Genomic DNA, 23,566 nt, shown 5'->3' with positions numbered 1-23,566 from the left:
AACTACCAAATATGAAGTGGGGCCCCGGGCGGAGCAAACCGGGGCCCCATTTCGCGGCCTAAGGCAGATCCGGGGCCGTCGAGAGGCACTCATGAGTTTCGACCAGTATGTTGACCAACTGATCGCACCTATTGCTCAGTTCATGAGCTCGGTCGTGTTTTATGCGCCGAATATCGGTGGTATCGAAGTCCCCCTCATCGTCGTATGGCTCGCCGTTGCGGCAATCTTCATGACCGTATGGCTGCGTTTCCAGCCCATTACCGGTTTCAAGCACGCGATCGATGTTGTGCGCGGTCGTTACGCGAGTAAAACGGATCCGGGTGAGGTCAGCAGCTTCCAGGCCCTCGCAACGGAGCTTTCCGGGGCGATCGGCCTCGGCAATATCGCGGGTGTCGCTGTGGCCATTGGCCTCGGTGGTCCGGGCGCGGCGCTGTGGATCGCGATCTTCGGCTTCTTCGCGATGAGCCTCAAGATGGCCGAGGCAACCCTCGGCACGAAGTACCGCGTGATCGATGAAGATGGCACGATCCACGCGGGCCCCATGTACTTTTTGAAGTACGGCTTCAAGGAGATTGGCTGGGCGAAGGCCGGCAGTGTTCTCGCGATGATCTACGCGATCTCGGCCTTCCTCGGGGTTTTCGGCGGCGGCAACATGTTCCAGTCGAACCAAACCGCGCTCATCTTGAGTGAGCAGCTCGGCAGCGATTTCCTCATGAATAATCGCTGGATCGTGGGTGTCGTGTTCGGTGCCCTGCTTGCCCTCGTTGTTGTCGGTGGCGTGAAATCGATCGGCAAGATCACGTCGAAGGCCGTTCCGCTCATGGCCACGATCTACATGGTGAGCGCGATCCTCATCCTCCTGTTCAACCTTCCGCAGATTCCTTCGGCCTTCATGACGATCGTCACGGAGGCGTTCCAGCCGAAGGGCGTTGCCGGCGGCGCCGCCGGTGCCGCCGTGATCGGTATCCAACGTGCGCTCTTCTCGAACGCGGCAGGCGTCGGAACCGCGGGCATGACCCACGCGACCGCGAAAACTCGCCACCCGGCGACCGAGGGGTACACGGGCATGTGGAGCCCGTTCCTCGACTCGTGCGTGGTGTGCATGATTACGGCTCTCGTGGTCGTCGTGACCGGTGTGTACCAAAGCGGGGAGGCGGACGGCATCGTCATGACGGCGAGCGCCTTCGGCACCGTTGCTCCGTGGTTCCCCTACGTGCTCATGGTGATCGTGGTGCCGTTCGCGTTCTCCACCGTGCTCGCGTACTACTACTACGGGCTCAGCGCGATCCAGTACATCCTTGGCAACTCGAAGTGGGTTACTCGCAGCTTCCAGATTCTGTGGATCGCGCTGCTCGTGATCGGCTCGTCCATCACGATCGATTCGGTCGTGACTCTCGCCGATGCACTCATCTTCATCATGACCATTCCGAACCTCATCGGCGTGTACGCGCTCGCGAAGATCGTGCGCTACGAGATCCTTCGTCACAAGGTCAAGGTGACCACGGGGGCGATCCCGCAGATTGATCCTGAGCTCGCGGTGGGCATGGGCGATCATGAGCCCACCGAAGAGCAGATCGCCGAGGCGCGCGAGCGTGATGAAGAAGAGGCACGCGAGTGGCACGAGATTCGCGAGCGTCTCTACGAGGACGGCGAGTGGGGCCAGCAGAGCGAAAAGGAGTGATCGAGACCACTGGGTAGCGTAAGTCACACGGCGGGGATCCGTGAGGACCTTCTTGACTGATTTTCCGACGGCTGCTACACCAAAGCTCTGACCTGTGGTTTTATTGAGATGAGCCCTCGCCCAGGGGGCTGTGGGTGCGGGCAAATGCCTTTTGTCGCCAAGAATTCGTTTTGGTCGATGTGCTTGTATCCGCCCCTGCGTTTCCGAAAAGTAGTGCTTGTTTGGCGAAAATTTTCCCCCACTAGGAGAGACCGATGCACAGTTCTGGTGCGATCGACCAGTTCTTAAATACGTACTTTGCCCCCTTTGCGGACTTCCTGTCGGCAATCGTGTTCTTCGCCCCGACTATCGCGGGTGTCGAGGTCCCGATCATTGTGCTGTGGCTCGTCGCGGCCGCCATCTTCCTCACGGTGTGGCTGCGCTTCCAGCCCATCACGGGCTTTGCGCACTCGATTGACGTGATTCGAGGAAAATTCACGCGCAAGACTGATCCTGGTGAGGTGAGTTCGTTCCAGGCGCTCGCGACCGAGCTTTCGGGCACCGTTGGTCTCGGCAACATCGCGGGTGTCGCGGTGGCGATTTCGGTTGGTGGCCCTGGCGCGGCCCTGTGGATCGTGCTCTTCGGCTGCCTTGCGATGAGTGTGAAGATGGCCGAGGCGACCCTCGGCGTGAAGTACCGCGAAATCGATGAGGATGGCCACACTCACGGTGGCCCCATGTATTACCTCAAGCACGGTCTTGCCGAAATTGGCTTCAAAAAGTTTGGCATCGTGCTGTCGTTTATGTACGCGGCGTTCACCCTCATCGGTGTGTTCGGTGCAGGCAACCTCTTCCAGTCGAATCAGGGCGCGGCGATTCTCAGCGATCAGCTCGGAATTGCCTTCCTCCAAGACAACCGTTGGGTGATCGGCGCGATCATGGCGGCGCTTGCAGCGCTCGTGATCGTTGGTGGCATCCAATCGATCGGCACGTGGACGGCGCGCATCACCCCGCTCATGGCGATCGTGTACTTCCTTTGCGTTCTCACGATCATCGTGATGAACATTCAGGCTGTTCCGGAGGCGGTCGTCAAGATTATTACGACGGCGACAACCGGCGAGGGCGTGACCGGTGGCGCGATCGGCGTGGCTATCGTTGGTATTCAGCGTGCGCTGTTCTCAAACGCCGCCGGTGTGGGTTCCGCGGGCATGGCGCACTCGGCCTCGAAAACCAAGGAGCCGGCAACCGAGGGCTTCACCGCGATGTGGGAGCCTCTCGTGGACTCGGTCATCGTGTGTACCCTCACGGCGATCGCTATCACCGTGACGGGCGTCTACACCGATAGCAGCGGTGATGGCATTGTAATGACGGCGACCGCGTTTGGCACGGTGGCAAGCTGGTTCCCCTACATTCTGACCGTTGCCGTGGCGCTCTTCGCCTTCTCCACGATCCTGAGCTACTACTACTACGGCAATCTCGCCGCTGAGTTCCTCTTTGGTCGTTCGACCTTTGTGAAGCGTGCCTTCCAGATCGTGTGGATTCTGGCCGTCATTCTTGGCTCTGCCGTGTCGATGGATGCTGTCATCAACTTCTCGGATGCCGTGTTCTTCCTCATGACGATCCCGAACCTTCTCGGCATCTACTTCCTCGCGAAGGTCGTGCGCTATGAAATCCTCCGCCACAAGGTGAAGCTCGAGACGGGCGCGATTGCGGTCGTGCATCCCGATCTCGCCGTGGGTATGGGCGATCACGAGCCTACGGAGGAGCAGGTGGCCGAGGCGCGTGCGCTCGAGGAGCAAGAGCAGGCGGATTACGAGGCTCTCAAGCAGCGCCTTGCGGATGATCCTGATTGGCCGCACCGCGAAGGCTGATCCGCCTCAGTAGTTCGCTGAGTGTTTTGCATCGTGAGATCCCCGTCCAAGATTTGGGCGGGGATCTCACGTTTCGCCCTATGCTGAGCTGCATGCCACATCTTCGTTCACGTACCTCAACTCACGGCCGCAACATGGCGGGAGCTCGCGCGCTGTGGCGCGCGACCGGCATGGGCTCGAACGACTTCGGTAAGCCGATCATCGCGATCGCGAACTCGTACACGCAGTTCGTTCCCGGGCACGTTCACCTCAAAAACGTTGGCGAGATGGTCGCTGAATCCATTCGCGAGGCCGGGGGAGTGTCGAAGGAATTCGACACCATCGCGGTCGATGACGGTATCGCGATGGGGCACCAGGGGATGCTGTACTCGCTCCCGAGCCGCGACGTGATTGCCGACAGCGTGGAGTACATGGTCAACGCGCACTGCGCGGACGCCCTCGTGTGCATCTCTAATTGCGACAAGATCACGCCGGGCATGCTCATGGCCGCCATGCGGCTCAACATTCCCGTGGTTTTTGTTTCGGGCGGCCCCATGGAGGCCGGCAAGCCCGTGGAAGGCGTGATCGACCACAAGATTGACCTCGTTGATGCGATGAGCTACGCGGTCGATGAGGCGGTGAGTGATGATCAACTCGCACAGATTGAAAACAACGCGTGCCCTACGTGCGGCTCGTGCTCGGGCATGTTCACGGCCAACTCGATGAATTGCTTGACCGAGGCCCTTGGCCTCTCGCTCCCAGGCAACGGCACGACGCTCGCGACTCACGCTTTTCGCCGCAACCTCTTCGTGGAGGCGGGCACGCGCATTGTGGAACTGTGTCGGCGCTACTACGACAATGACGACGAGAGCGTGCTTCCCCGCGCTGTCGCCACGAAGGCGGCCTTCACGAATGCGATGAGCCTCGATGTGGCGATGGGGGGCTCAACCAACACCGTGCTGCACATCCTCGCGGCCGCAATCGAGGGCGAAGTGGACTTCACGCTCGAGGATATCGACCGGATTTCGCGCAACGTTCCGTGCCTATCGAAGGTGGCGCCGAACGGCTTTGCACACGTCGAGGATGTTCACCGTGCAGGTGGTATCCCCGCAATCCTCGGCGAGCTTGATCGCGCGGGCCTCCTTGATCATTCGGTACATGCGATTCACGCTGATTCACTCGCCGAGTGGCTCGCCCACTGGGATATTCGCGGGGGTGAGGCGGCCGATGAAGCCTTTACCCTCTTTAGCGCCGCGCCCGGCGGAAAGCGCACAACGGTGCCGTTCAGTCAGGATATGCGCTGGGAAGAGCTGGATCTCGATTCCGAGGGTGGCGTGATCCGTTCCGTTCCGTTCGCCCACACGAAGGACGGCGGACTATGCGTGCTTCGGGGAAACCTCGCCGCCGAAGGTGCGGTCATCAAGAGCGCGGGGATTGACGAGGAGCTTTTTCACTTCGAGGGGCGCGCTTTCGTGGTCGAATCCCAGGAAGAAGCCGTTCAACGCGTTCTCGATAAGTCCGTCAAAGAGGGCGATGTCGTTGTCATCCAGTTCGAGGGCCCTCAGGGAGGCCCCGGGATGCAGGAGATGCTTTATCCAACCTCCTACCTCAAGGGGCGTGGGCTCGGCAAGGCCTGCGCGCTTATCACCGACGGTCGATTCTCGGGCGGCACCTCGGGGATCTCGATCGGGCACATTTCGCCGGAAGCGGCCGAGGGCGGGGCGATTGGCCTTGTCGAAACAGGCGATCGGATCGTGATTGATGTCCACAGGCGCGAGCTCACGCTCGACGTCCCCGAGGAGGAGCTTGAGCGCCGTCGCGAGGCGCGCGGCCCGCTCCCGTGGCGACCGAAGAATCGCCGCCGCGAGGTGAGTCAGGCGCTCAAGGTTTACGCCCACCACGTGCGCTCGGCCACGTTTGGGGCAACGCGCAGGCCGCTGCCGTAAACAGTGAGCGGAGTGGGGCCGACGGTTCTCGACAACCGTCGGATCCCAAAATATGGACCTTTTCGTTTCATGTTTTGTGAGTGTGTAGTTTTACTCCCATGCAGACCATTCTTCTTATCGTCACCGGGCGCGGCTAACGCCCCCGCACGATAAGCCGCGCCCCTCGAATTCCTCCAAGGAACGAGGGGCTTTTTCTTCAGTGCATAGTTGGAGGCGTCATGACTGAAACGGTCACGGGAGCGCAATCGCTCATTATGTCGCTCGAGGCGGCGGGAGCGGAGGTCGTGTTCGGCCTCCCCGGCGGCGCTATTTTGCCCACCTACGATCCGCTACTCGATGCACAGCACCTTCGGCACATTCTCGTGCGCCACGAACAGGGGGCTGGCCACGCGGCGAGCGGATACGCCCATGCGACGGGCAGGGTCGGGGTGTGCATCGCCACCTCTGGTCCCGGCGCAACGAATCTCATCACCGCGATCGCTGATGCACAGATGGATTCGATCCCCATGGTGGTCATCACCGGTCAGGTGGGTTCGAGTTTTATTGGCACGGACGCGTTTCAAGAGGCCGACATCGTGGGCATGACCATGCCCGTGACGAAGCACAACATCCTCGTGAAAAGCGCGGAGGAGATCCCGCTCGCGATCAAGCAGGCTTTCCATCTCGCCTCGACGGGCAGGCCTGGAGTCGTGCTCGTAGACGTGACGAAAGACGCGCAGCAGGCCGAGACCGTGTTCGAGTGGCCCGAAGAGCTGAATCTGCCCGGCTATCGCGTTCCGGGCCGCCCCAACGGAAAGAAGATCCGCGAGGCTGTTGACCTGCTTCTTCGCGCTAAGCGGCCCGTCTTTCTGCTTGGCGGCGGTGTGCTCCGCTCTGGCGCAAGCGAGGAAGTGCGCGCGCTTGTGGAAGAGGCGAACGCTCCGTTCGTGACGACGCTTATGGCACGCGGAGCGCTTCCCGATTCGCATCCGCAGCATCTCGGTATGCCCGGTATGCACGGCGATGTCGCAGCCGTGGCGTCGCTCCAGCGCAGTGACCTTATCATCGCGCTCGGCGCGCGCTTTGACGACCGTGTCACGGGCAAACTCGATTCCTTCGCCCCCGGTGCGAAAGTCGTGCACGCCGATATCGACCCGGCCGAGATCTCGAAGAATCGCGTCGCCGACGTCCCGATCGTGGGCGATGCTGCCGATGTCGCGCGTGCTCTTCGTGCAGAGCTGAGCGATTGCCTCGCCGAGGACGACCCGCGCGACTATGAGGCCTGGTGGCAGCTCATGAGGGGGCTTCGCGAGAACTATCCGCTCGGATGGACCGCGACGGCCGACGGCTACACGGCGCCGCAGCACGTCATCTCCCGGATCAGCGCGATCAGTGGACCCGCGTCGATCTTCGTTGCCGGCGTGGGCCAGCATCAAATGTGGTCGAGTCAGTTCATCGACTTCGAGGAGCCGTACTCGTGGATCAACTCGGGTGGTCTTGGCACGATGGGCTACTCGCTCCCCGCAGCGATGGGGGCGAAAGTTGGCCAACCGCGCAAGGTTGTGTGGTCGATCGATGGTGATGGCTGTTTCCAGATGACGAATCAGGAGCTTGCGACGTGCGTTCTCAACGACATCCCCGTGAAGGTCGCGGTGATCAATAATTCCTCGCTCGGCATGGTGCGCCAGTGGCAGAACCTGTTCTACGACCAGCGATTCTCGAACACCGACCTCAACACCGGTCACGGAACCCGACGCATTCCCGATTTTGTGAAGCTCGCCGAGGCGTACGGCGCGGTGGGCCTGCGCTGTGAGCGCGATGAGGATATTGACCGGGTGATTGGCGAGGCAATGGCGATCAACGATCGCCCCGTCGTGGTCGATTTTCAGGTGAGTGCTGACGCGATGGTGTGGCCCATGGTGCCCGCTGGCGTGAGCAATGACGAGATTCAAATTGCGCAGGGGATGACGCCCGAATGGGAGAGGGAGATCTGAGCATGGACTTTTCGCGCGACCCGGAAAAGAACCACACGCTGTCCGTTCTCGTGGAGAACAAACCCGGCGTGCTGACGCGCGTCTCGGCACTCTTCGCGCGGCGCGGCTACAACATCGCCTCGCTTGCCGTGGGTCCCACGGAGCACGAAGGAATCTCGCGCATTACGGTTGTTGTGGAGGTGGATCAAATGCCGCTTGAGCAGATCACGAAGCAGCTCAACAAGCTCGTGAACGTGCTCAAGATCGTGCAGCTTGAACCAAGGCAGTCGGTTGAGCGTGAGCTCGTGCTCGTGAAGGTGAAGGCCAATAACCAGACCCGCACGTCCGTGCTCGAAATCGTGCAAATGTTCCGTGCCAAGGTCGTCGATGCGGCGTCCGATTCCGTTTCGATCGAGGCGACGGGGTCGGCGGATAAGCTTGCGGCGCTGTTGTCCATGCTCGAGCAGTTCGGCGTCAAAGAAATCGTGAAGTCGGGGGCCGTCGCGATTGGTCGCGGCCCGCGCTCGATCACTGATCGCGCGCTACTCGGCTAGGGGAGCGGCGAGGTCCGACGCCCGCGGGCCCACAAGCGTTTCTCAATATGAGACATGTATCCATAAAGTAAGACGAGTGGTGGATAGACTGCCCTCAACCGAATCACACAGGAGAACCGAAGGAGTTCATCGTGGCGGAAATGTTTTATGACGACAATGCCGATCTCGCAGTGATCCAGTCGAAAAAGGTTGGCATCGTAGGCTTCGGCTCGCAGGGCCACGCTCATGCCCTCAACCTCCGCGACTCGGGCGTCGAGGTGCGAGTGGGCCTCAAGGAAGGGTCCAAGTCGCGCACCAAGGCTGAAGAACAAGGCTTCGCCGTTGACACGGTTGCGGAGGTGGCGAAGTGGGCCGATGTCCTCATGATTCTCGCGCCCGATCAGCACCAGGCGGAGATCTACGAAAACGAGATCGCGGGCAACCTCGAAAGCGGCAACGCGCTCTTCTTTGCCCACGGATTCAATATCCGCTTCAACTACATCGAGGCACCGAAGGGCGTGGACGTTGCGCTCGTTGCCCCGAAAGGCCCGGGACACACCGTTCGCCGCGAGTTCGTCGCAGGGCGCGGCGTGCCCTGCATCGTTGCGGTGGAGAATGACGAATCGGGCGAGGCCTGGCCGCTCGCGCTCTCATATACGAAGGCCGTCGGCGGGCTTCGTGCGGGCGCGATCAAGACGACGTTCACCGAGGAGACCGAGACCGACCTCTTTGGCGAGCAGGCCGTTCTGTGCGGCGGCATGAGCCACCTCGTGCAGGCAGGCTTCGAAACCCTCACCGAAGCGGGCTACCAGCCCGAGATCGCCTACTTCGAAGTGCTCCACGAGCTCAAGCTCATCGTTGACCTCATGATCGAGGGCGGAATCGCCAAGCAGCGCTGGTCCATTTCCGATACCGCCGAGTTCGGCGACTATGTGTCGGGCCCGCGAGTCGTAGACGAGCACGTCAAGGCTTCCATGAAAACCGTTCTCGACGACATCCAAAACGGCAGCTTCGCGAAACGCTTTGTTGACGATCAGAAGGCGGGAGCGACCGAATTTACGAAACTGCGCGCACGCGAGCAGGAGCACCCGATCGAGAAGGTTGGCAAAGAACTTCGCACGATGTTCTCGTGGAGCGCCGAGCAGCTCGATTCCGACTACACCGAGGGTACGGCGGAACGCTGATCCGCCCTTTGCCCCGTGCCACACCGCTAGCGTCGCCGAAGGAGAAACCATGAACACACTCGACCTCGCCGTGATCCCCGGAGACGGGATCGGCCAGGAAGTTGTTCCCGAGGGCCTCAAGGTGCTTCGGGCGGCACTCGAGGGCACTGGACGCGACCTCGTCACGACCAACTACAATCTCGGCGCGAGCCGCTGGCATGAGACCGGTGAGACGCTCACGGATGCGGACCTCGCCTCGCTCAAGTGTCACGACGCCTTGCTGCTGGGTGCCGTCGGAGATCCGAGCGTGCCTTCGGGTGTGCTCGAGCGAGGGCTCCTCCTCAAGTTGCGTTTCGCGTTCGAGCACTACGTGAACCTTCGCCCCACGACCCTCTTCCCGCACGTGGATTCTCCGCTCGCGAATCCTGGCGCGGTCGACTTTGTCGTCGTGCGTGAGGGAACCGAGGGGGCTTACGTGGGTGCTGGCGGCGCGCTCCGCGAAGGCGGGGTGCATGAGGTCGCGACCGAGGTGTCAATTAATACCGCCCACGGGGTCGAACGCGTTGTGCGCTACGCATTCGACCTCGCACGAAAGCGCCGAAAGAAACTCACGCTCGTGCATAAGCACAACGTGCTCGTGCACGCCGGCCGCTTGTGGAAGCGCATCGTTGAGGAGATCGCCCCCGAGTATTCGGACGTCGAGGTGGATTACTCCCATATCGATGCGATGATGATCTATCTCGTGCAGGATCCTTCGCGTTTCGATGTCATCGTGACCGACAACCTCTTTGGCGACATCATCACCGACCTCGCGGGCGCGATCTCAGGGGGCATCGGCCTTGCGGCCTCCGGCAACCTCAATCCTTCCGGCGAGTTCCCCTCGATGTTTGAACCCGTGCACGGCAGCGCCCCCGATATCGCGGGCAAGGGCATCGCGAATCCCGCCGCGACGATCCTTTCCGTAGCGCTCCTTCTCGAGTCGATCGGTGAGGACGATGCCGCGCGCAGGGTTCGAGAAGCTGTCACCGAGGATCTCGCGAACAATCCGGACTCCGCGCGATCGTGCGCCGAGATCGGAGACGTGATCGCGAAAGCGGTGCGAGAAAAGGGGAGCTCGGACTCGTAAACTGGGGGAATCCACGAAAGCATGTGAGAGGAAAGAAACCCATGGGTGAGTACCGCGCAAGTTCGGCTCCGCGTCGAATCTCGAGTGAGGAGCGCGAGCGAATTCTCCGCGACCCTGGCTTTGGCGACAATTTCACCGACTACATGGCCCACCAGCGCTGGACCGAGACCGAGGGGTGGGGGGAAGGAGAGATTCTCCCGTACGGCCCCCTTTCGCTCGAGCCCGCCGCGGCTGTTTTCCATTACGCTCAGGAAATTTTCGAAGGCCTCAAGGCCTTCCGCCACGCCGACGGAAGCGTGTGGACGTTCCGTCCCGAGAAGAACGCCGTGCGCATTCAGAACTCGGCTCGGCGCCTCGCCTTGCCGGAGATTTCAACCGAGGACTTCCTCGCGTCCCTTCGCGCGGTCGTGAGCGCCGATGAGCCCTGGGTTCCCACGGGTGGCGAGACGAGCCTCTACCTTCGACCGTTCATGTTTGCCTCGGAAAACTTCCTCGGCGTGCGCGCCGCGCACACCGTCGACTACTACGTGATCGCCTCGCCCGCAGGCAACTACTTCCCGCGCGGCATTCAACCGCTCGTCGTGTGGGTCTCGCCCCTCGCGGCACGTGCCGGCCGCGGCGGCACTGGTTTTGCGAAGTGCGGCGGTAACTACGCGAGCTCTCTCCAGGGCAAGTACGAAGCTGCCCGGTCAGGCGCCGATGAGGTCATGTTCCTCGATTCGGAGACCCATACGAACATCGATGAGCTTTCCGGCATGAACATCTTCGTGGTGTACGCCGATGGCCGTATCGTGACCCCGACCCTCACCGGTTCGATCCTCCCCGGGGTCACACGCGATTCGATCCTCACGCTGGCGGCTGATCGGGGGCTTCGCCCGAGCGAAGAATCCGTGAACTATGCGAACCTCACGGCCGATATTGCCGAAGGGCGCGTGACCGAAATGTTCGCGTGCGGCACGGCCGCCGTGATCAACCCGATCGGCGAGCTACGCGATGAAAATTCCACGTGGACGATCGGCGATGGCGGTAGTGGTGATGTCACGATGGCGCTTCGCGAGGAGCTCACGGGAATCCAGTACGGCCGTATCGAGGACCGTCACGGCTGGCTCACGCGACTCGTCTAGCAACAGTTTTCTTCGTTCCCCTGCAGATTTCGGAGGTCACGGCAGTGTTTCACCTCTACGACACGACTCTTCGCGACGGCTCCCAGCAGGAGGGCCTCACGCTGAGTGTTGAGGACAAGCTCCAGGTTGCGAGGCTCCTCGACGAGCTCGGCGTGACCTACATCGAGGGTGGCTGGCCGGGTGCGGTTCCGAAGGACACCGAGTTCTTCGCGCGTGCCACAAGCGAGCTTTCGCTCGCGAATGCGCGCCTCGCGGCCTTCGGTGCGACCCGCAAAAAGGATTCCGTGGCGAAGGACGACCCTCAGCTGCAGGCGCTCGTGGATTCGGGTGCCCCGACGGTCACGCTCGTCGCGAAAGCCGATCTGCGGCACGTCGAGGCGGCGCTTCGCACGAGCGCCGAGGAGAACCTCGCGATGGTACGCGAGAGCATCGAGTTCCTTCGCGGGTGCGACCGCGAGGTGTTTATCGATGCCGAGCATTTTTTCGACGGCTACGCGCACGATGCCGACTATGCCGTGAGCGTTGTGGCCGAGGCCCTGCGCGCGGGGGCCGCGATGGTGATCCTGTGCGACACGAACGGCGGCATGCTCCCGCATCAGGTGAGCGCAATTTACGCGGATGTGCGAGCGCGGCTCGAGGGAGAAGGGCTCGATCCGGATCTCCTCGGCGCCCACATGCACAACGATTCGGGATGCGCGATCGCGAATACGATCGCCGCCGTCGAGGCCGGCGCGGTGCACGTGCAGGGCTGCGTGAACGGCTACGGTGAACGCACGGGCAACGCCGACCTCATTCCGGTTCTCGCGAATCTGCAGCTCAAGCTCGGCCGCACGCTCGTGACGGACGAGCAGCTCGGTGACGCCACGCGGATCGCGCACGCCATCGCAGAGGTCGTGAACATTCCCGCTCCGGCGCGAGCCCCGTACGTAGGGGCGAGCGCTTTTGCCCATAAGGCCGGCCTCCACGCTAGCGCGATCCGAGTTGATCCCGACCTGTATCAGCACATGGATCCCACGGTCGTGGGCAACGACATGCGCATGATCATCTCCGACATGGCGGGCAAGGCCTCGATCGAACTCAAGGGCCGCGAGCTCGGCTACGACCTCTCGGGCGAAGACGCGATTCTTGCGAGGCTCGCGGACACCGTCAAGGGCCGCGAGGCCGAGGGGTACAGTTACGAGGCTGCCGACGCCTCCTTCGAAATGCTCGTGCTCCATGTGCTCGGGGACTTGCCCACCTACGTTGAGGTCGAGTCGTGGCGCACGTCGTCGCATCAGTTCCGCGATGGCACTCTCGAATCGGAAGCGACGGTGCGCCTGAGTACGGCACCCGATCACCGCAGCGTGACGATCGCCGAGGGCAACGGCCCCGTGAACGCGCTCGATAAAGCGCTGCGAGAAGCGCTCATGGATACCTACCCCCAGATCGCGTCCTTCGCGCTCGTGGACTTCAAGGTACGCATCCTCGATAGCCAGCAGGGAACGGATGCGACAACCCGCGTTCTTGTCACGAGCCAGGCGCCGTTTGGTCGTTTCACGACGGTGGGCGTGGGCCCGAACATTATCGAGGCCTCGTGGGAGGCGCTTTTCGACGCTTATTGGTACGGCTTGCACAAGCTCCGTGTGGCCCCAGCGCGCGAAAGCGGAGAATCGTACTAGAGCATCGCTTCGAGGTCTTTCAGCTTGTGGACCCTGAATGGATAGCAGTGCCAGCGGTAGGCGGGACCGCATCTCAAGCCCGCAGTGAGAAGGGCGGAAGGGGAGCCGGGAGGCCCGTGGTGGTGGGGTGTGAAGAAGGGGGGAAGCCATGTGCTCTCTCTAGGGGGAGGGGGAACCGTTCTATGCTTACGGCCTGCACCATTTATTTAGAGTTGCTGCGGCGACCGCGAGGCAGGCTGATTCCCGCCTGTTTGAGAGCGCGTTTCACTGTGTCTCGCGAGACCCCGAACTCTTCAGCAATCTCTGCCACCGTGGGCGATACCCCCAGCTCAAACTGATGCTTTTGAACGGCTGCGGCGATTTCGAGCCTCGTTGATGAAGCGCCGAGCTTGCGGCGTTTATTGGCGGCTTCGAGGGGTTTGCGGGCGTTGGTGTGGTACTCGGTTTGGATCGGGTCGGTCCAGCGTTGTGCGGATTTTTTGCCGCCGCGTGAGCCGAAGGTGCGTAGTGCGCTGCGTTCGGTGGGGGTGACGTGTTGGGTGGAGCTGAGGTTTGTTCCGGCCTCTTTAGTGGTCTTGTTGGTGGGGGTCATTCTTCTTTGGTGTGTTGATTTTGGGTGGTGGGGTTTTCGTTGTGGTTGGGGTTGCGCGGGTTGTCTAGGTGGGGCTTGTGCGTCTCGGCTCGTAGGCCGTGATGATGGGTTAGCGCAGGCGTCCTCGCAAGGCTCCGAACGGCTTGCGCGACTACTCGGGAAGCACGTCGCGGAAGCGCAGGACGTTGTCCTCCAACACGGTGCCGTCGCAACTCAAACCACACACGGCAACAGGCCGACGAACATGAGGAAGAACATGCGTCGCGCGCACGTGGTGATGACCGTGCACAACAACGCGAGCGTCAACACCTCGCACAACCGACGCGACACGCTCAGCGTGCTCGGCACACCACGCGAGAACACCCGGATCATGACGCTCGAAAGACGCGCCGAAATCAGTATCGAGAACAAGCGGCGTGCCGGCGGGCGCGTCATGACTGAGCACAACGTCCGCAACGCCTCCCTACACAGCCTTAGCGGCAGCCTCAACACTGAGCCGCTCATCAGGCCACCAGCTCACGCCTTCCACACGGTGCGAGCGGTCGATGGAACCCGCGCCGCCAAGGACAAGCACACGGTGCTCGCCGATGAGGAAGCGATAAGTATCGGGCAGGAAGTAGATGTGTGAGGAGAGGGCCGACGGACTCGACGCGGTGAGGCCGAGTTTGGTCGGGTCGTCATGGTTGCCTCGAAGGAAGAACAAGCGACGTCGCTGTGGGCGAGCGCCTCGGTGAGCGTGTCGATGTACTCGGCGTTGAAGTCAAACGCGAAGTCGCCTGGTTTCATGACTTACGGCGGGTGCCGGCTCCCGGGACAGCTCTGGCGGCGATGGCTGCCAGGTCACGGGCCGGCCCGGGCGGTGGTGTGGGGCCGGTCTGCCAAAGGGCGGTCAGGGTGCGGCGCAGGGGTAGCCCGCGGACGGGAACGGCGATGAGCCGTTGCAGGGCGAGGTCGTCGCGGACGGCCAGTGCGCTGAGTACTCCGGGGGCTGTGCCGGCTGCGATGGCGGAGCGGACGGCAGCTGTCGTGGAGAGTTCCACCAGCGGATCTGCCAGGGGCGGGGCCCCTGCGGTGGTGAGCAGGTGTTCGAGGGCGTCCCGGGTTCCGCTGCCGTGTTCCCGGGTGACCAGCGCGGTTGTAGCCAGTTCGGCTGCTGTGACGGGGTCCGGCGCCGGGCCCAGGGGTGGTCCGGGGCGACGACCACGACCATGTAATCGTTCTGTACCGCCGCTGCGCTCAGGTCCGGGGGAAGGTGCGGGCTTTCGATGAAGCCGATGGCTGCCTGACCGGACCGGACCAGGGCTACGGTGGCTTCACTGTTGTTCACCGTCAGCTCCACGACGGTGGGGACGAGTCCGAGGCTCTCCTGCTGGCGGCGCAGCGCAACCAGCCAGAGCGGCAGCAGGTGTTCGGCGATGGTCTGGCTGGCCGCGACCTTTAGTTGCCGGGCGGTGTCGGATCGGAGCGAGGCGATTCCGGCGTCCAGGCGTTCCGCGGCTGCGAGGACCTCCGCCGCCCACCCTGCGACCAGTGCACCTGATTCTGTCAGGGTGGATCCCCGCGGTGTCCGGGTCAGCAGGACGGATCCGATCTGGGACTCCAGGGAACGCATCCGGGAGGAGACAGCCTGCTGGGACAGTCCAAGGTGTTTCCCGGCGGCGGAGAGGGATCCCAGATCATGGACCGCGGCGAGCATTTCCAGGGCGGAGAGATCCGGTATCCGGGGACTGAGCATCGGGGAATCTCCTTCAGAAACGTCACATGTGGTACAAGTCCGGCTTGTACCCCGACAAGTGTATGCCCCCTACTGCGGCAGGTCCCGGTCCGGGAGCATGGAAGGTATGAAATCTCTGCTGCTGACCGCCGACGAACACCACTCCACACCACCGGCACAGACCCGGGGCGGCCGCACCGGGGGCCGGCGCGTCCTGCGCCGTCTGGATAGGCCCTCGGAGCTGTTCGCGAACCTGACCCCGAACTGGTTCGCCTCCATCATGGGTACCGGGATCGTCGCGACCGCCGCCGCGACGCTGCCCCTACAGTTTCCCGGCCTGCGCACTGGCGCCACCGTCGTCTGGGCTCTGGCGTCCCTGCTGCTGATCCTGCTGAGTGCCGCGACCGGGGTGCACTGGATCCGGCACCGGGAAACCGCCCGAAGTCACCACAACCATCCGGTGATGGCGCACTTCTACGGCGCACCGCCCATGGCGCTGCTCACCGTCGGCGCCGGTACCCTGCTGCTGGGCAAAGACGTCCTAGGCGAACAGCTGGCACTCGGCATCGATACGGTGCTCTGGATCGCCGGGACCCTGCTGGGGCTGGCCAGCGCCGTCGCTGTCCCGTACCTGCAGTTCAGCCGGCACCAGGTCACACAGGACAGTGCGTTCGGCGGCTGGCTTATGCCCGTCGTCCCGCCCATGGTTTCGGCCTCCACCGGGGCCCTGCTGCTGCCCTACGTCCCGGCCGGGCAAGCACGCCTGACCCTGCTGATGGGCTGCTACGCGATGTTCGGACTGAGCCTGCTGGCCGCCATCATCATCACCACACTGATCTGGAACCGCCTCGCCAGGCATAAGATCGGGGCCGCCGCGGCAGTGCCCACCTTGTGGATCGGGCTGGGCCCGCTGGGCCAATCCATCACCGCCGCGAACCTCCTGGGCGGGAACGCCCACCTCGTCGTGTCCGGGACCCTGGCCCGAGCGATGGAAGCCTTCGGCGTCTTGTACGGGGTGCCGGTTCTGGGCTTCGCGCTCATGTGGGCCGCCCTCGCAACCGCCATCACGATCCGCACCGCCCGTCAGGGCCTGCCGTTCTCCCTGACCTGGTGGTCCTTCACCTTCCCCATCGGAACCTGCGTCACCGGCCTGTCCGGCCTCGCCGCCCACACCCACCTCGCCGTGTTCGACGCAATGGCCGTCGCAGGCTACACCCTGCTGGTCGCCGCGTGGATCATCGTCGCCGCGCGGACCTTCCACGGCAGCATCCTCGAAGGCATCCTCTTCCAGAAGCCCGCAACGACCGCACCGTAAGCGGGCCGCAGCGGACCAGCAACCCGTCACGCAAACAAGCAACCGTTAACAGCGCCCGAAGGTGGCCTCATGAAACCCCTGGAACAGTTACAAACACGTGGCTGGAGAGGCGGGGGTTGCGGGGGTGAAAAGACTGGAAGCCATGTGCCCTCCTAACGGAGGGGGAACCGTTCTATGCTTACGGCATTGCACCCTTTCTAGGGCGTCCCCCTGGAAGCGCGATGCCGGAGGATTTGAGAGCGTTCTGAACCGTCCTACGGGAGACCCCCACTTCGTCCATGATTTCGCTAATAGTCGGGTACTGACCTGTTTCAGCAAACTGCTGGCTAACGAAGAGAGCGACCCTTGCTCGGGTGGTTGCTCCTCGTGCCGCTCGGCGTTTGTTTGCGGCTTCGAGGGGTTTGCGGGCGTTGGTGTGGTACTCGGTTTGGGTGGGGTCGGTCCAGCGTTGTGCGGATTTTTTGCCGCCGCGTGAGCCGAAGGTGCGTAGTGCGCTGCGTTCGGCGGGGGTGACGTGCTGGGTGGGCCTGAGGCCTGTTCCGGCCTCTTTAGCGGTCTTGTTGGTGGTGGCGTAGGCGCGGACGCGGCGGGCCATGGTGAGGCGGTCGCGCATGGGTGGCATTTCGTCGGGGCGGCCTAGGGTGTCTTGGGCTTGGGCGATGCGGTAGGCGTGTTCGTAGGCGTCGATGATGAGGTTGTCTTTGAGGCGTTGGCCGCGTTTGTGGGCGCGGTGTGCGGTTTTGAGGGCGTGGCGGAAGGCTGTTTCGTCGCGTTGTGGGGTGCCTGCTGCGTCGTAGAGGACGCGGACGCCTTGGATGTAGGACGGGTCGTGGCGTTCGAGTTCTTCGACGCTGAGGCCGTCGAGCTCGTCGGAGAGGGCGCGCACGCGCTGAGCGCGTTCACGATTGGCTTTGGCTTGAAGGATCAGGTCTGTCCCGGTTTTTGCGAGTGTGGGGGGGTGTCGGGGGCTGTGGTGAGTGCGCCGAGTTGTTCGAGCATCGCTTCGAAGGACCGCCGTGCGTTCTCGGCCGAGCCGGCTTCGAGCCTTTCGCGCCGCGCGCCGTCACCAAGGATGCTGAGGAGCCTTTCGAGTGCCTCGACCTGGGCCATCCCGTCGCAGGCAACGATAAAGACGGCGAGGCGCACCTGGAGCGCTCCGGCGTCGGAATCTCCCATCGCACCAAACGCGAGCGGCTCGGCAAGCCGGGCGATGACGAAGGCGTCCGCGAGCGTGTGCTCACCGTCAGCGTGAGGGATCGCCGCGGGAGGCTCGAGCGGGAGCCCGGTGGGGAAGCGCTCTTCGCGGAGGATCACGGCCTCGCGCCAGGAGGCTTTGACGCAGCCGCTCGCCTCAAGGCGCGCGGCGACAGCGCGCGCGAGCGAGGCAAAATCCGTGCACTCGACACTCGGCACATCGAGCACGAAGATCACGGGGGTGTTCACCGCCACGGCGCTTTCACGAGGTCACCCACGTATTCGAGCGTGAGGGCGAGCTCGCCCTCCTCATCGGTCTTCTCGAGATCGATGATCGCTTGCATGACGAAGTCGTTGTCTCCCTCGGGATCCACGATCGTTTGGGTCACGAGCCAGCGCCTCGATTCGTGCTCGATGCGGAGGTATTGGCTCTTACGGGCGTAGTCCTCGATGACAACGTGGTCGTGGGCGTCGTAGAAGTCGTCCATGGCTTCTCCCCAGCGGTCGGCGTTCCAGCCACTTTCGCTATCGAGCTCGCCGAGCTGTTCTTCACGCTCGAACGCGAAATCCTCGACTCGGCGCCACATGGCTGCGCGCACCATTTGCGTGAGCACTTTCGTTTGCGCGCTCAACGCTCGGGGTGAATCGGGGCGTACCTCGCTGGCCGCGTCGCCAGTGTCCTCGGGGTTCGACAGTGCCTCCCACTCGTCAAGCAACGAGGAATCTACACCCCGCACGAGCACGCCGAGCCACTCGATCACGTCCTCGAGCTCGTCGGTGCGGAGCTCAACGGGGAGCGTGCGCCGGAGGGCCTGGTAGGCGTCGGAAAGGTACCTCAGCACGATGCCCTCGGAGCGCATGAGCTTGTAGCGCGAGACGAATTCGCTGAACGTTGCGCCCGTTTCGTAGAACTCGCGCACGATTTTCTTGGGGGAGAGGTCGTGCACATTGATCCACGGGCGGTTTCTCGCGTAAATCTCGAGCGCGGCGGTGAGCTCCTCCTCGAGGGGTTTTGGCCACGTGACTTCGTCGAGGCGCGCCATGCGCTCGGTGTATTCGACGCCGTCGGCCTTGAGTTCGGCAAGCAGCGCGCTCTTTGCGGCATTTTGTTGTGCGAGGAGAATCTGGAACGGGTCTTCGAGGATCGCTTCGATGATCGACACCGAGTCCATTGTGAGGGTTGGGGAGTCCTCGTCGAGGATGTCGAGGGCCGCGATCGCGAACGCCGCGAGAGGCTGGTTCATTTGGAAGTCCCACTGGAGGTCGTCCACGAGCGTCACGGTGCGGCCAAGGTGATCCGGCTCCTCTCGCACCGTGATGATTTCTGCCTCTTTGAGACCTCGGAAAAGTTCGAGGGCGCGGCGCTTGAGTGCGAATTTTTGGGTGCGGGTCTGGTGGCTTTCGTCGATGAGGTGCTGGGCGGCTTTAAGGGCGCTACCCGGGCGGGAGATCAGCGCGAGGAGGATCGCGCTCGTCATCGTCATGTGCGGTTTAAGTTCCGACGGTTGCTCTTCACTAAGCTTCCTCAGGTTCTCCTCGGTCCAGTTCACCCTCCCCTCGGGAATCCGCATTTTTGGCTCGCGCCGCTTTTTCTTCGCGCTGTTCGGCTTCGCGCCACTTTCGGCCCGCTTGGCGAAGCGCTCCTTCTCCTTTTCGAATTCGACGGCCCATTCGGGTGCCTGGACGACAACGTGGCCCACGGTGTCGTAGCCCGCTCGACCGGCGCGGCCAGCGATCTGGAGGAACTCGCGCGTATTGAGAAGTCGCTGGCGGCGACCGTCAAACTTCGCAAGCCCCGTCATCAGCACCGTGCGAATGGGAACGTTGATGCCTACGCCGAGAGTGTCGGTGCCCGCGATGACCTTGAGCAGGCCCGATTGGGCGAGGCGTTCGACGAGACGGCGGTATTTGGGGAGCATGCCGGCGTGGTGCACGCCGATGCCCTCGCGCACGAGCTTCGAGAGAATCGAGCCGAAGCCTCGTGAAAAGCGGAAATCACCGATGAGCTCGCGGATCTTGTCCTTTTCCTCGCGCGTAAGAATCTTCGTGCCGAGGAGATGCTGCGCCTGCTCGAGGGCGTCTTTTTGCGTGAAATGGACGATGTAAACGGGTGCGTCGCGGTTGTCGAGGATCTCTTTAATCGTGTCGGGAAGATCGGTGGTTGCCCAGCGAAAATCGAGCGGAACGGGACGCTCAGCATCCGCGATCGTGCTCACGCTTCGGCCAGTGCGCTCGGCGAGATCCTTCTCGAAGAAGCTCACATCGCCGAGAGTCGCGCTCATCAGAACGAACTGTGTGCGGGGGAGTTCGATCAGGGGAACCTGCCAGGCCCAACCGCGCTGCGCATCGTCGTAGAAATGAAACTCGTCCATGACGACGAGACCGATGTCGCTCGTCTCACCGTCGCGAAGGGCGTGGTTCGCGAGAATTTCCGCGGTACACACGATGATGGGAGCCTCGTGATTGACGGAAGAATCGCCCGTCATCATCCCCACGGATTCCGCCCCAAACATCGAGACAATCTCGAAGAACTTCTCGCTCACAAGCGCCTTGATGGGGGCCGTGTAGTACGCCTTCTCTCCACGCGCCATCGCCGCAAAGAGAGCCGCGTACGCAATCGTCGTCTTTCCCGAACCGGTAGGGGTGGCGGCAATGACGTGATCACCCGCGGCGATCGCGAGAAGCGCCTCTTCCTGGTGGGGGTAGAGTGTGCGGCCTACCTCGGCTTGCGCAGCGATAAAGCCCTGGGCGATCGCGTCTTCGCTCGAGTCCTGGGGGAGAAAATCGTGAAGAAGTGGCATGCCTCCATTGTGGCAGCCCTGGCAGGGCCAGCCGCTACTTCGTAGCTGGATCTGCGTGAGGGATCTCGAGTTCGGCCACCACCGGTAGGTGATCCGAGGCGTGCGTGCGATGGGTCTTGGCCGAGATCGGCCGGATGGAGCGGCTCGCGAGAATGTAATCGATTCGCCTCATGGGGATAGGGAGCACCGGATTCGTGCGGCCAAGCAGGCGCTTGGCAAGGGGGAAACGGTGCTTCGCGGCCCACACATCGATGAGGCCCTTCGTGAAAACCGCGTAATCGCGCACTTGCGAAGGCGCGGCATTGAGGTCGCCAACGAGGACCGCCGGCTCCTCGCCCGCGAAGGCCACCTCGCGCGCGGCCCGAAACTGCGCGCGCCGAGACTTCGCGGGACCGAGCGCAAGGTGGGTCACCGAAAACGCAAACGGCACCCCATCCGCGTCGATCCGGGCTCGGAGCACCGCGCGGCGCTCAATCAGGCGGTTCTCGGGCAGACGCGCCATGTGTGACTCGAGAATCGGGAAGCGCGAGAGCACCGCGACCCCGTACTGGCGACGTGTACTGATCCCTACCCGCTCGACGGAGCGCCGCGAGGGATCCAGATCAATCGTGGGTGCGAACTGGGCGTGCATATCGAGCCGATCCGCGAGCCAGGCCGCCTGATCCACGAAATCCGAGCGTGTACCGAAGAAGCGATCGACCTCCTGCAAGCCGATGACATCAGCTTCAAGCGCCTCGAGGGCATGTGCCGTCGATTCCAGGTTGAGGACGTTTCTGGAATTCGCGCCGTGATGAATATTGAAGGTCGCGACGCGCACGCGCCTTGCCTCGGCGTGTGGGGACTTCGGTGAGGGGGGCGAAGGGGGCATGACACTATTGTGCCCGCTTCCGCTCAGAAAAATGACGTTTGTTGCGGGGTGTCCGAGTCGCGGTACATCGATGACCTAGCGCGATTTTGATGTCAGTGACGAGCGACGTCGGCAAACATGGAGGCGAGCGGATCCAGGACCGCGAGGATGCGCGTGCGTAACTCCTCGGAGCGAACGGCGAGCGCTCGCTGACGCCGCACATACTCCTCCTTCCCCTCATCGGTTTCGATCGGCACGACCCCGTACCCGTAACCTCGGCAGTCGTACGGGGAAGCCTCCATGTCGAGGATGCGCAGATTGAGGGCGTGCTCGAAGCAATCGAGCACGATGTCGCTTGGAAGCAGGGGCGCAAGCTTCATCGACCACTTGTAGAGGTCCATCCCTACGTGGAGACATGCGGGATCATCCCTCATCGGCTGAGTCTCCCGTGTGGGATGCGAAGCATTGAGCGGAGCCGCTTCAGGCGTGAAGAAGCGAAAGGCATCGATATGTGAACACACGAGACGGTTCTCCTCGACGACGCGGTTCGTTTCCTCGGCGCTGAGGCGCAAGGGGAGTGACTCGTGGCGTCTTTCGCCCCGCCCGAGCCGATACACCATCGCCCACTCATGAAGCCCAAAGCACGAGAAATTTCCCGGCTTCTCAGCGAAACTCGAATTCGTGAGTAGGCGATGAATCCAATAGGCAGCATCGCCGCGCTCACGCACAAAACGCTCGAGATCCGCCACCCGCACGCCGCTTGGCGCCCCACTCGACGAATCCTTAAGATCGCGATACCAGTGCCGAGTGCCGTCGGAGTCCACATCCCCGCGCCCCCGAAGCTCCTCATCCGCCGCGGCGTCGTAACCGACGTGCCAGCCCGGGTGCCACCGCCGAAGCTGTCCCGGACTAAAGGGGTAGTACGTGTGCAGAAAATCCTCGATCGGATGCTTTTTACCCCGCGCCTTGCGCTCGCGGTGCGGGGCGCTCAGGGCGTCGGCGCGGTTCTCATGAGCCTCGCGTGCACGCGTCACCTCCGACGCAGACATGAGGGTCGCGAGGCCGCCGGGGGCGGGGGTCGAATCCAATACCAGTGAAGAATGGGGCACCCCACAAGCCTACGTGCCATGTGCACGTGAGCCGGGCCGCGCTCGCGGGCGGCGAATGTGAAGAAAGGGTGAGGGGTGGTCAAGGGCATAGGCAGCGCACCGGTGAGGGCCGAACGGCCCTACTAGACTGGAGACATGCGCATTGCACGATTCACCACCGGCTCGAACCCGATGTTCGGTATCGTCCAAGAAAAAGATGGCGTGGACATGGTGTACGGGATTACGGGAGACCCGCTCTACACGCAGATCCAGCCGAACGGTACGATCCTCCCGCTCGAGGATGTTCGCCTCCTCGCTCCGGTCATTCCCCGCTCCAAGGTCGTTGGCGTGGGCAAAAACTATGCCGAACACGCGCGCGAGATGGGCGGAGAAGCGCCCGAGACCCCTCTGCTCTTCCTCAAGCCGAACACGTCCGTCATCGGCCCGAACGACCCGGTGATCTATCCCTCTTACGCGAAGGAGTTGAGCTTCGAGGCTGAGCTGGCGATCGTCATCAAGTCCCTCGCGAAGAATGTTCCCGCCGAGCGCGCTGCCGACGTCATCCTCGGGTACACGTGCGCGAACGATCTCACGGTGCGTGACGCCCAGCGCGAAGAATCGCAGTGGTTCCGCGCGAAAGCCTTCGACACCTCGTGCCCGCTCGGGCCGTGGATTGAAACTGACCTCGACACCGCGCAAACGCGCATCCGCTCGCGAGTCAACGGCGAGGTCAAACAGGACGCCACGAGCGCGCAGATGCTCCGCACGATCCCCGAGCTGATCGAGGAGATTACACGCTCGACCACACTTCTGCCCGGCGACGTCATCCTCACCGGAACCCCCGCGGGCGTTGGCCTGCTCGAAGCTGGTGACACCGTCGAGATCGACATCGACGGGCTCGGCACCCTGACCAATCGCGTCGTCACGCCCGAAGAACTCGAGGCCTAAATCCGCAACCGGGGCACTCGCCCCGCCAACCTCCCAAAGGAGAACATCCACGTGA

19 protein-coding genes and 1 pseudogene are annotated in these 23,566 nt (G+C 62.8%); 12 read left to right on the top strand and 8 right to left on the bottom strand.

All coding sequences use genetic code 11. The features are described 5' to 3' along the window. Positions 1–91: 91 nt before the first annotated feature. From DAD186_RS06440 to cimA, 9 genes are all read left to right on the top strand, one after another. Complete coding sequence (locus tag DAD186_RS06440; protein ID WP_065247988.1) at positions 92–1,681, top strand: alanine/glycine:cation symporter family protein; 1,590 nt, start codon at positions 92–94, stop codon at positions 1,679–1,681. A 254-nt stretch (positions 1,682–1,935) separates the two neighbouring features. Further along, positions 1,936–3,531, top strand: coding sequence for an alanine/glycine:cation symporter family protein (locus DAD186_RS06435; RefSeq protein WP_065247987.1), 1,596 nt, complete (start codon positions 1,936–1,938; stop codon positions 3,529–3,531). A 92-nt stretch (positions 3,532–3,623) separates the two neighbouring features. After that, entirely contained in the window at positions 3,624–5,456 is a 1,833-nt protein-coding gene (ilvD, locus tag DAD186_RS06430; protein ID WP_065247986.1) for a dihydroxy-acid dehydratase, read from the top strand. Between the two features lie 218 nt (positions 5,457–5,674). Next, positions 5,675–7,429 carry an acetolactate synthase large subunit gene (locus DAD186_RS06425; RefSeq protein ID WP_065247985.1) on the top strand — a complete coding sequence of 585 codons (1,755 nt, stop codon included), beginning with the start codon at positions 5,675–5,677 and terminating at the stop codon, positions 7,427–7,429. A gap of 2 nt (positions 7,430–7,431) precedes the next feature. Beyond that, the gene (gene ilvN / locus DAD186_RS06420; RefSeq protein ID WP_065247984.1) at positions 7,432–7,962 is read left to right on the top strand and encodes an acetolactate synthase small subunit; all 531 of its coding nucleotides are present in this window, start codon (positions 7,432–7,434) and stop codon (positions 7,960–7,962) included. 131 nt (positions 7,963–8,093) lie between these two features. Then, positions 8,094–9,125: a ketol-acid reductoisomerase gene (gene ilvC, locus DAD186_RS06415; protein ID WP_065247983.1), complete on the top strand. Its 1,032-nt coding sequence runs from the start codon at positions 8,094–8,096 to the stop codon at positions 9,123–9,125. A gap of 49 nt (positions 9,126–9,174) precedes the next feature. Beyond that, positions 9,175–10,230 (top strand): 3-isopropylmalate dehydrogenase, encoded by a 1,056-nt coding sequence (locus DAD186_RS06410; RefSeq protein ID WP_065247982.1) that lies wholly within the window; start codon positions 9,175–9,177, stop codon positions 10,228–10,230. Between the two features lie 41 nt (positions 10,231–10,271). After that, complete coding sequence (locus tag DAD186_RS06405) at positions 10,272–11,354, top strand: branched-chain amino acid aminotransferase (RefSeq protein WP_065247981.1); 1,083 nt, start codon at positions 10,272–10,274, stop codon at positions 11,352–11,354. A gap of 44 nt (positions 11,355–11,398) precedes the next feature. After that, positions 11,399–13,012, top strand: a complete 1,614-nt coding sequence (gene cimA / locus DAD186_RS06400) for a citramalate synthase (protein WP_065247980.1) — start codon at positions 11,399–11,401, stop codon at positions 13,010–13,012. 202 nt (positions 13,013–13,214) lie between these two features. Here the strand turns inward: cimA and DAD186_RS10625 are convergent, their stop codons facing one another. Further along, positions 13,215–13,604 carry a sigma-70 domain-containing protein gene (locus DAD186_RS10625; protein ID WP_082991117.1) on the bottom strand — a complete coding sequence of 130 codons (390 nt, stop codon included), beginning with the start codon at positions 13,602–13,604 and terminating at the stop codon, positions 13,215–13,217. Between the two features lie 244 nt (positions 13,605–13,848). Here DAD186_RS10625 and DAD186_RS06390 point away from each other — a divergent pair, with 244 nt between their 5' ends. Further along, complete coding sequence (locus tag DAD186_RS06390; protein WP_157457102.1) at positions 13,849–14,232, top strand: hypothetical protein; 384 nt, start codon at positions 13,849–13,851, stop codon at positions 14,230–14,232. 154 nt (positions 14,233–14,386) lie between these two features. Here the strand turns inward: DAD186_RS06390 and DAD186_RS11300 are convergent, their stop codons facing one another. Next, entirely contained in the window at positions 14,387–14,734 is a 348-nt protein-coding gene (locus DAD186_RS11300) for a LysR substrate-binding domain-containing protein (RefSeq protein ID WP_418235828.1), read from the bottom strand. Positions 14,735–14,835: 101 nt separating this feature from the next. Beyond that, a pseudogene (locus DAD186_RS11295) lies at positions 14,836–15,300 on the bottom strand (LysR family transcriptional regulator); the annotation flags it as partial. Between the two features lie 145 nt (positions 15,301–15,445). Between DAD186_RS11295 and DAD186_RS06380 the strand changes: the two are divergent. Continuing rightward, positions 15,446–16,633 carry a TDT family transporter gene (locus tag DAD186_RS06380; RefSeq protein WP_065247978.1) on the top strand — a complete coding sequence of 396 codons (1,188 nt, stop codon included), beginning with the start codon at positions 15,446–15,448 and terminating at the stop codon, positions 16,631–16,633. A gap of 178 nt (positions 16,634–16,811) precedes the next feature. Here DAD186_RS06380 and DAD186_RS06375 read toward each other — a convergent pair whose 3' ends face one another. The 5 genes from DAD186_RS06375 to DAD186_RS06355 form a co-directional block, all read right to left on the bottom strand. Next, positions 16,812–17,519, bottom strand: coding sequence for a LexA family transcriptional regulator (locus DAD186_RS06375; protein WP_065247977.1), 708 nt, complete (start codon positions 17,517–17,519; stop codon positions 16,812–16,814). Positions 17,520–17,557: 38 nt separating this feature from the next. Continuing rightward, complete coding sequence (locus DAD186_RS06370) at positions 17,558–18,082, bottom strand: PTS sugar transporter subunit IIA (RefSeq protein WP_065247976.1); 525 nt, start codon at positions 18,080–18,082, stop codon at positions 17,558–17,560. Then, complete coding sequence (locus DAD186_RS06365; protein WP_065247975.1) at positions 18,073–20,628, bottom strand: DEAD/DEAH box helicase; 2,556 nt, start codon at positions 20,626–20,628, stop codon at positions 18,073–18,075. Before DAD186_RS06365 ends, DAD186_RS06370 begins: the two co-directional genes overlap by 10 nt. 34 nt (positions 20,629–20,662) lie before the next feature. Next, entirely contained in the window at positions 20,663–21,496 is an 834-nt protein-coding gene (locus tag DAD186_RS06360) for an endonuclease/exonuclease/phosphatase family protein (protein WP_065247974.1), read from the bottom strand. Between the two features lie 92 nt (positions 21,497–21,588). After that, positions 21,589–22,524, bottom strand: a complete 936-nt coding sequence (locus DAD186_RS06355) for a 3-methyladenine DNA glycosylase (RefSeq protein WP_065248770.1) — start codon at positions 22,522–22,524, stop codon at positions 21,589–21,591. Positions 22,525–22,719: 195 nt separating this feature from the next. On the opposite strand from DAD186_RS06355, the gene DAD186_RS06350 reads away from it, so the two are divergent. Continuing rightward, positions 22,720–23,511, top strand: coding sequence for a fumarylacetoacetate hydrolase family protein (locus DAD186_RS06350; RefSeq protein ID WP_065247973.1), 792 nt, complete (start codon positions 22,720–22,722; stop codon positions 23,509–23,511). The last annotated feature ends 55 nt before the right edge of the window (positions 23,512–23,566 follow it).

Source organism: Dermabacter vaginalis (assembly GCF_001678905.1).
In the GTDB taxonomy this organism is placed as follows: Bacteria; Actinomycetota; Actinomycetes; order Actinomycetales; family Dermabacteraceae; genus Dermabacter; species Dermabacter vaginalis.
This window is presented reverse-complemented; position numbering and strand designations above follow the sequence as displayed.

Coding starts and splice junctions, on each gene's coding strand:
- DAD186_RS06440 (WP_065247988.1), top strand. CDS start 92: ATGAGTTTCGACCAGTATGTTGACCAACTGATCGCACCTATTGCTCAG.
- DAD186_RS06435 (WP_065247987.1), top strand. CDS start 1,936: ATGCACAGTTCTGGTGCGATCGACCAGTTCTTAAATACGTACTTTGCC.
- ilvD (WP_065247986.1), top strand. CDS start 3,624: ATGCCACATCTTCGTTCACGTACCTCAACTCACGGCCGCAACATGGCG.
- DAD186_RS06425 (WP_065247985.1), top strand. CDS start 5,675: ATGACTGAAACGGTCACGGGAGCGCAATCGCTCATTATGTCGCTCGAG.
- ilvN (WP_065247984.1), top strand. CDS start 7,432: ATGGACTTTTCGCGCGACCCGGAAAAGAACCACACGCTGTCCGTTCTC.
- DAD186_RS06410 (WP_065247982.1), top strand. CDS start 9,175: ATGAACACACTCGACCTCGCCGTGATCCCCGGAGACGGGATCGGCCAG.
- DAD186_RS06405 (WP_065247981.1), top strand. CDS start 10,272: ATGGGTGAGTACCGCGCAAGTTCGGCTCCGCGTCGAATCTCGAGTGAG.
- DAD186_RS10625 (WP_082991117.1), bottom strand. CDS start 13,604: ATGACCCCCACCAACAAGACCACTAAAGAGGCCGGAACAAACCTCAGC.
- DAD186_RS06390 (WP_157457102.1), top strand. CDS start 13,849: ATGAGGAAGAACATGCGTCGCGCGCACGTGGTGATGACCGTGCACAAC.
- DAD186_RS06380 (WP_065247978.1), top strand. CDS start 15,446: ATGAAATCTCTGCTGCTGACCGCCGACGAACACCACTCCACACCACCG.
- DAD186_RS06365 (WP_065247975.1), bottom strand. CDS start 20,628: ATGCCACTTCTTCACGATTTTCTCCCCCAGGACTCGAGCGAAGACGCG.
- DAD186_RS06360 (WP_065247974.1), bottom strand. CDS start 21,496: ATGCCCCCTTCGCCCCCCTCACCGAAGTCCCCACACGCCGAGGCAAGG.
- DAD186_RS06355 (WP_065248770.1), bottom strand. CDS start 22,524: ATGTCTGCGTCGGAGGTGACGCGTGCACGCGAGGCTCATGAGAACCGC.
- DAD186_RS06350 (WP_065247973.1), top strand. CDS start 22,720: ATGCGCATTGCACGATTCACCACCGGCTCGAACCCGATGTTCGGTATC.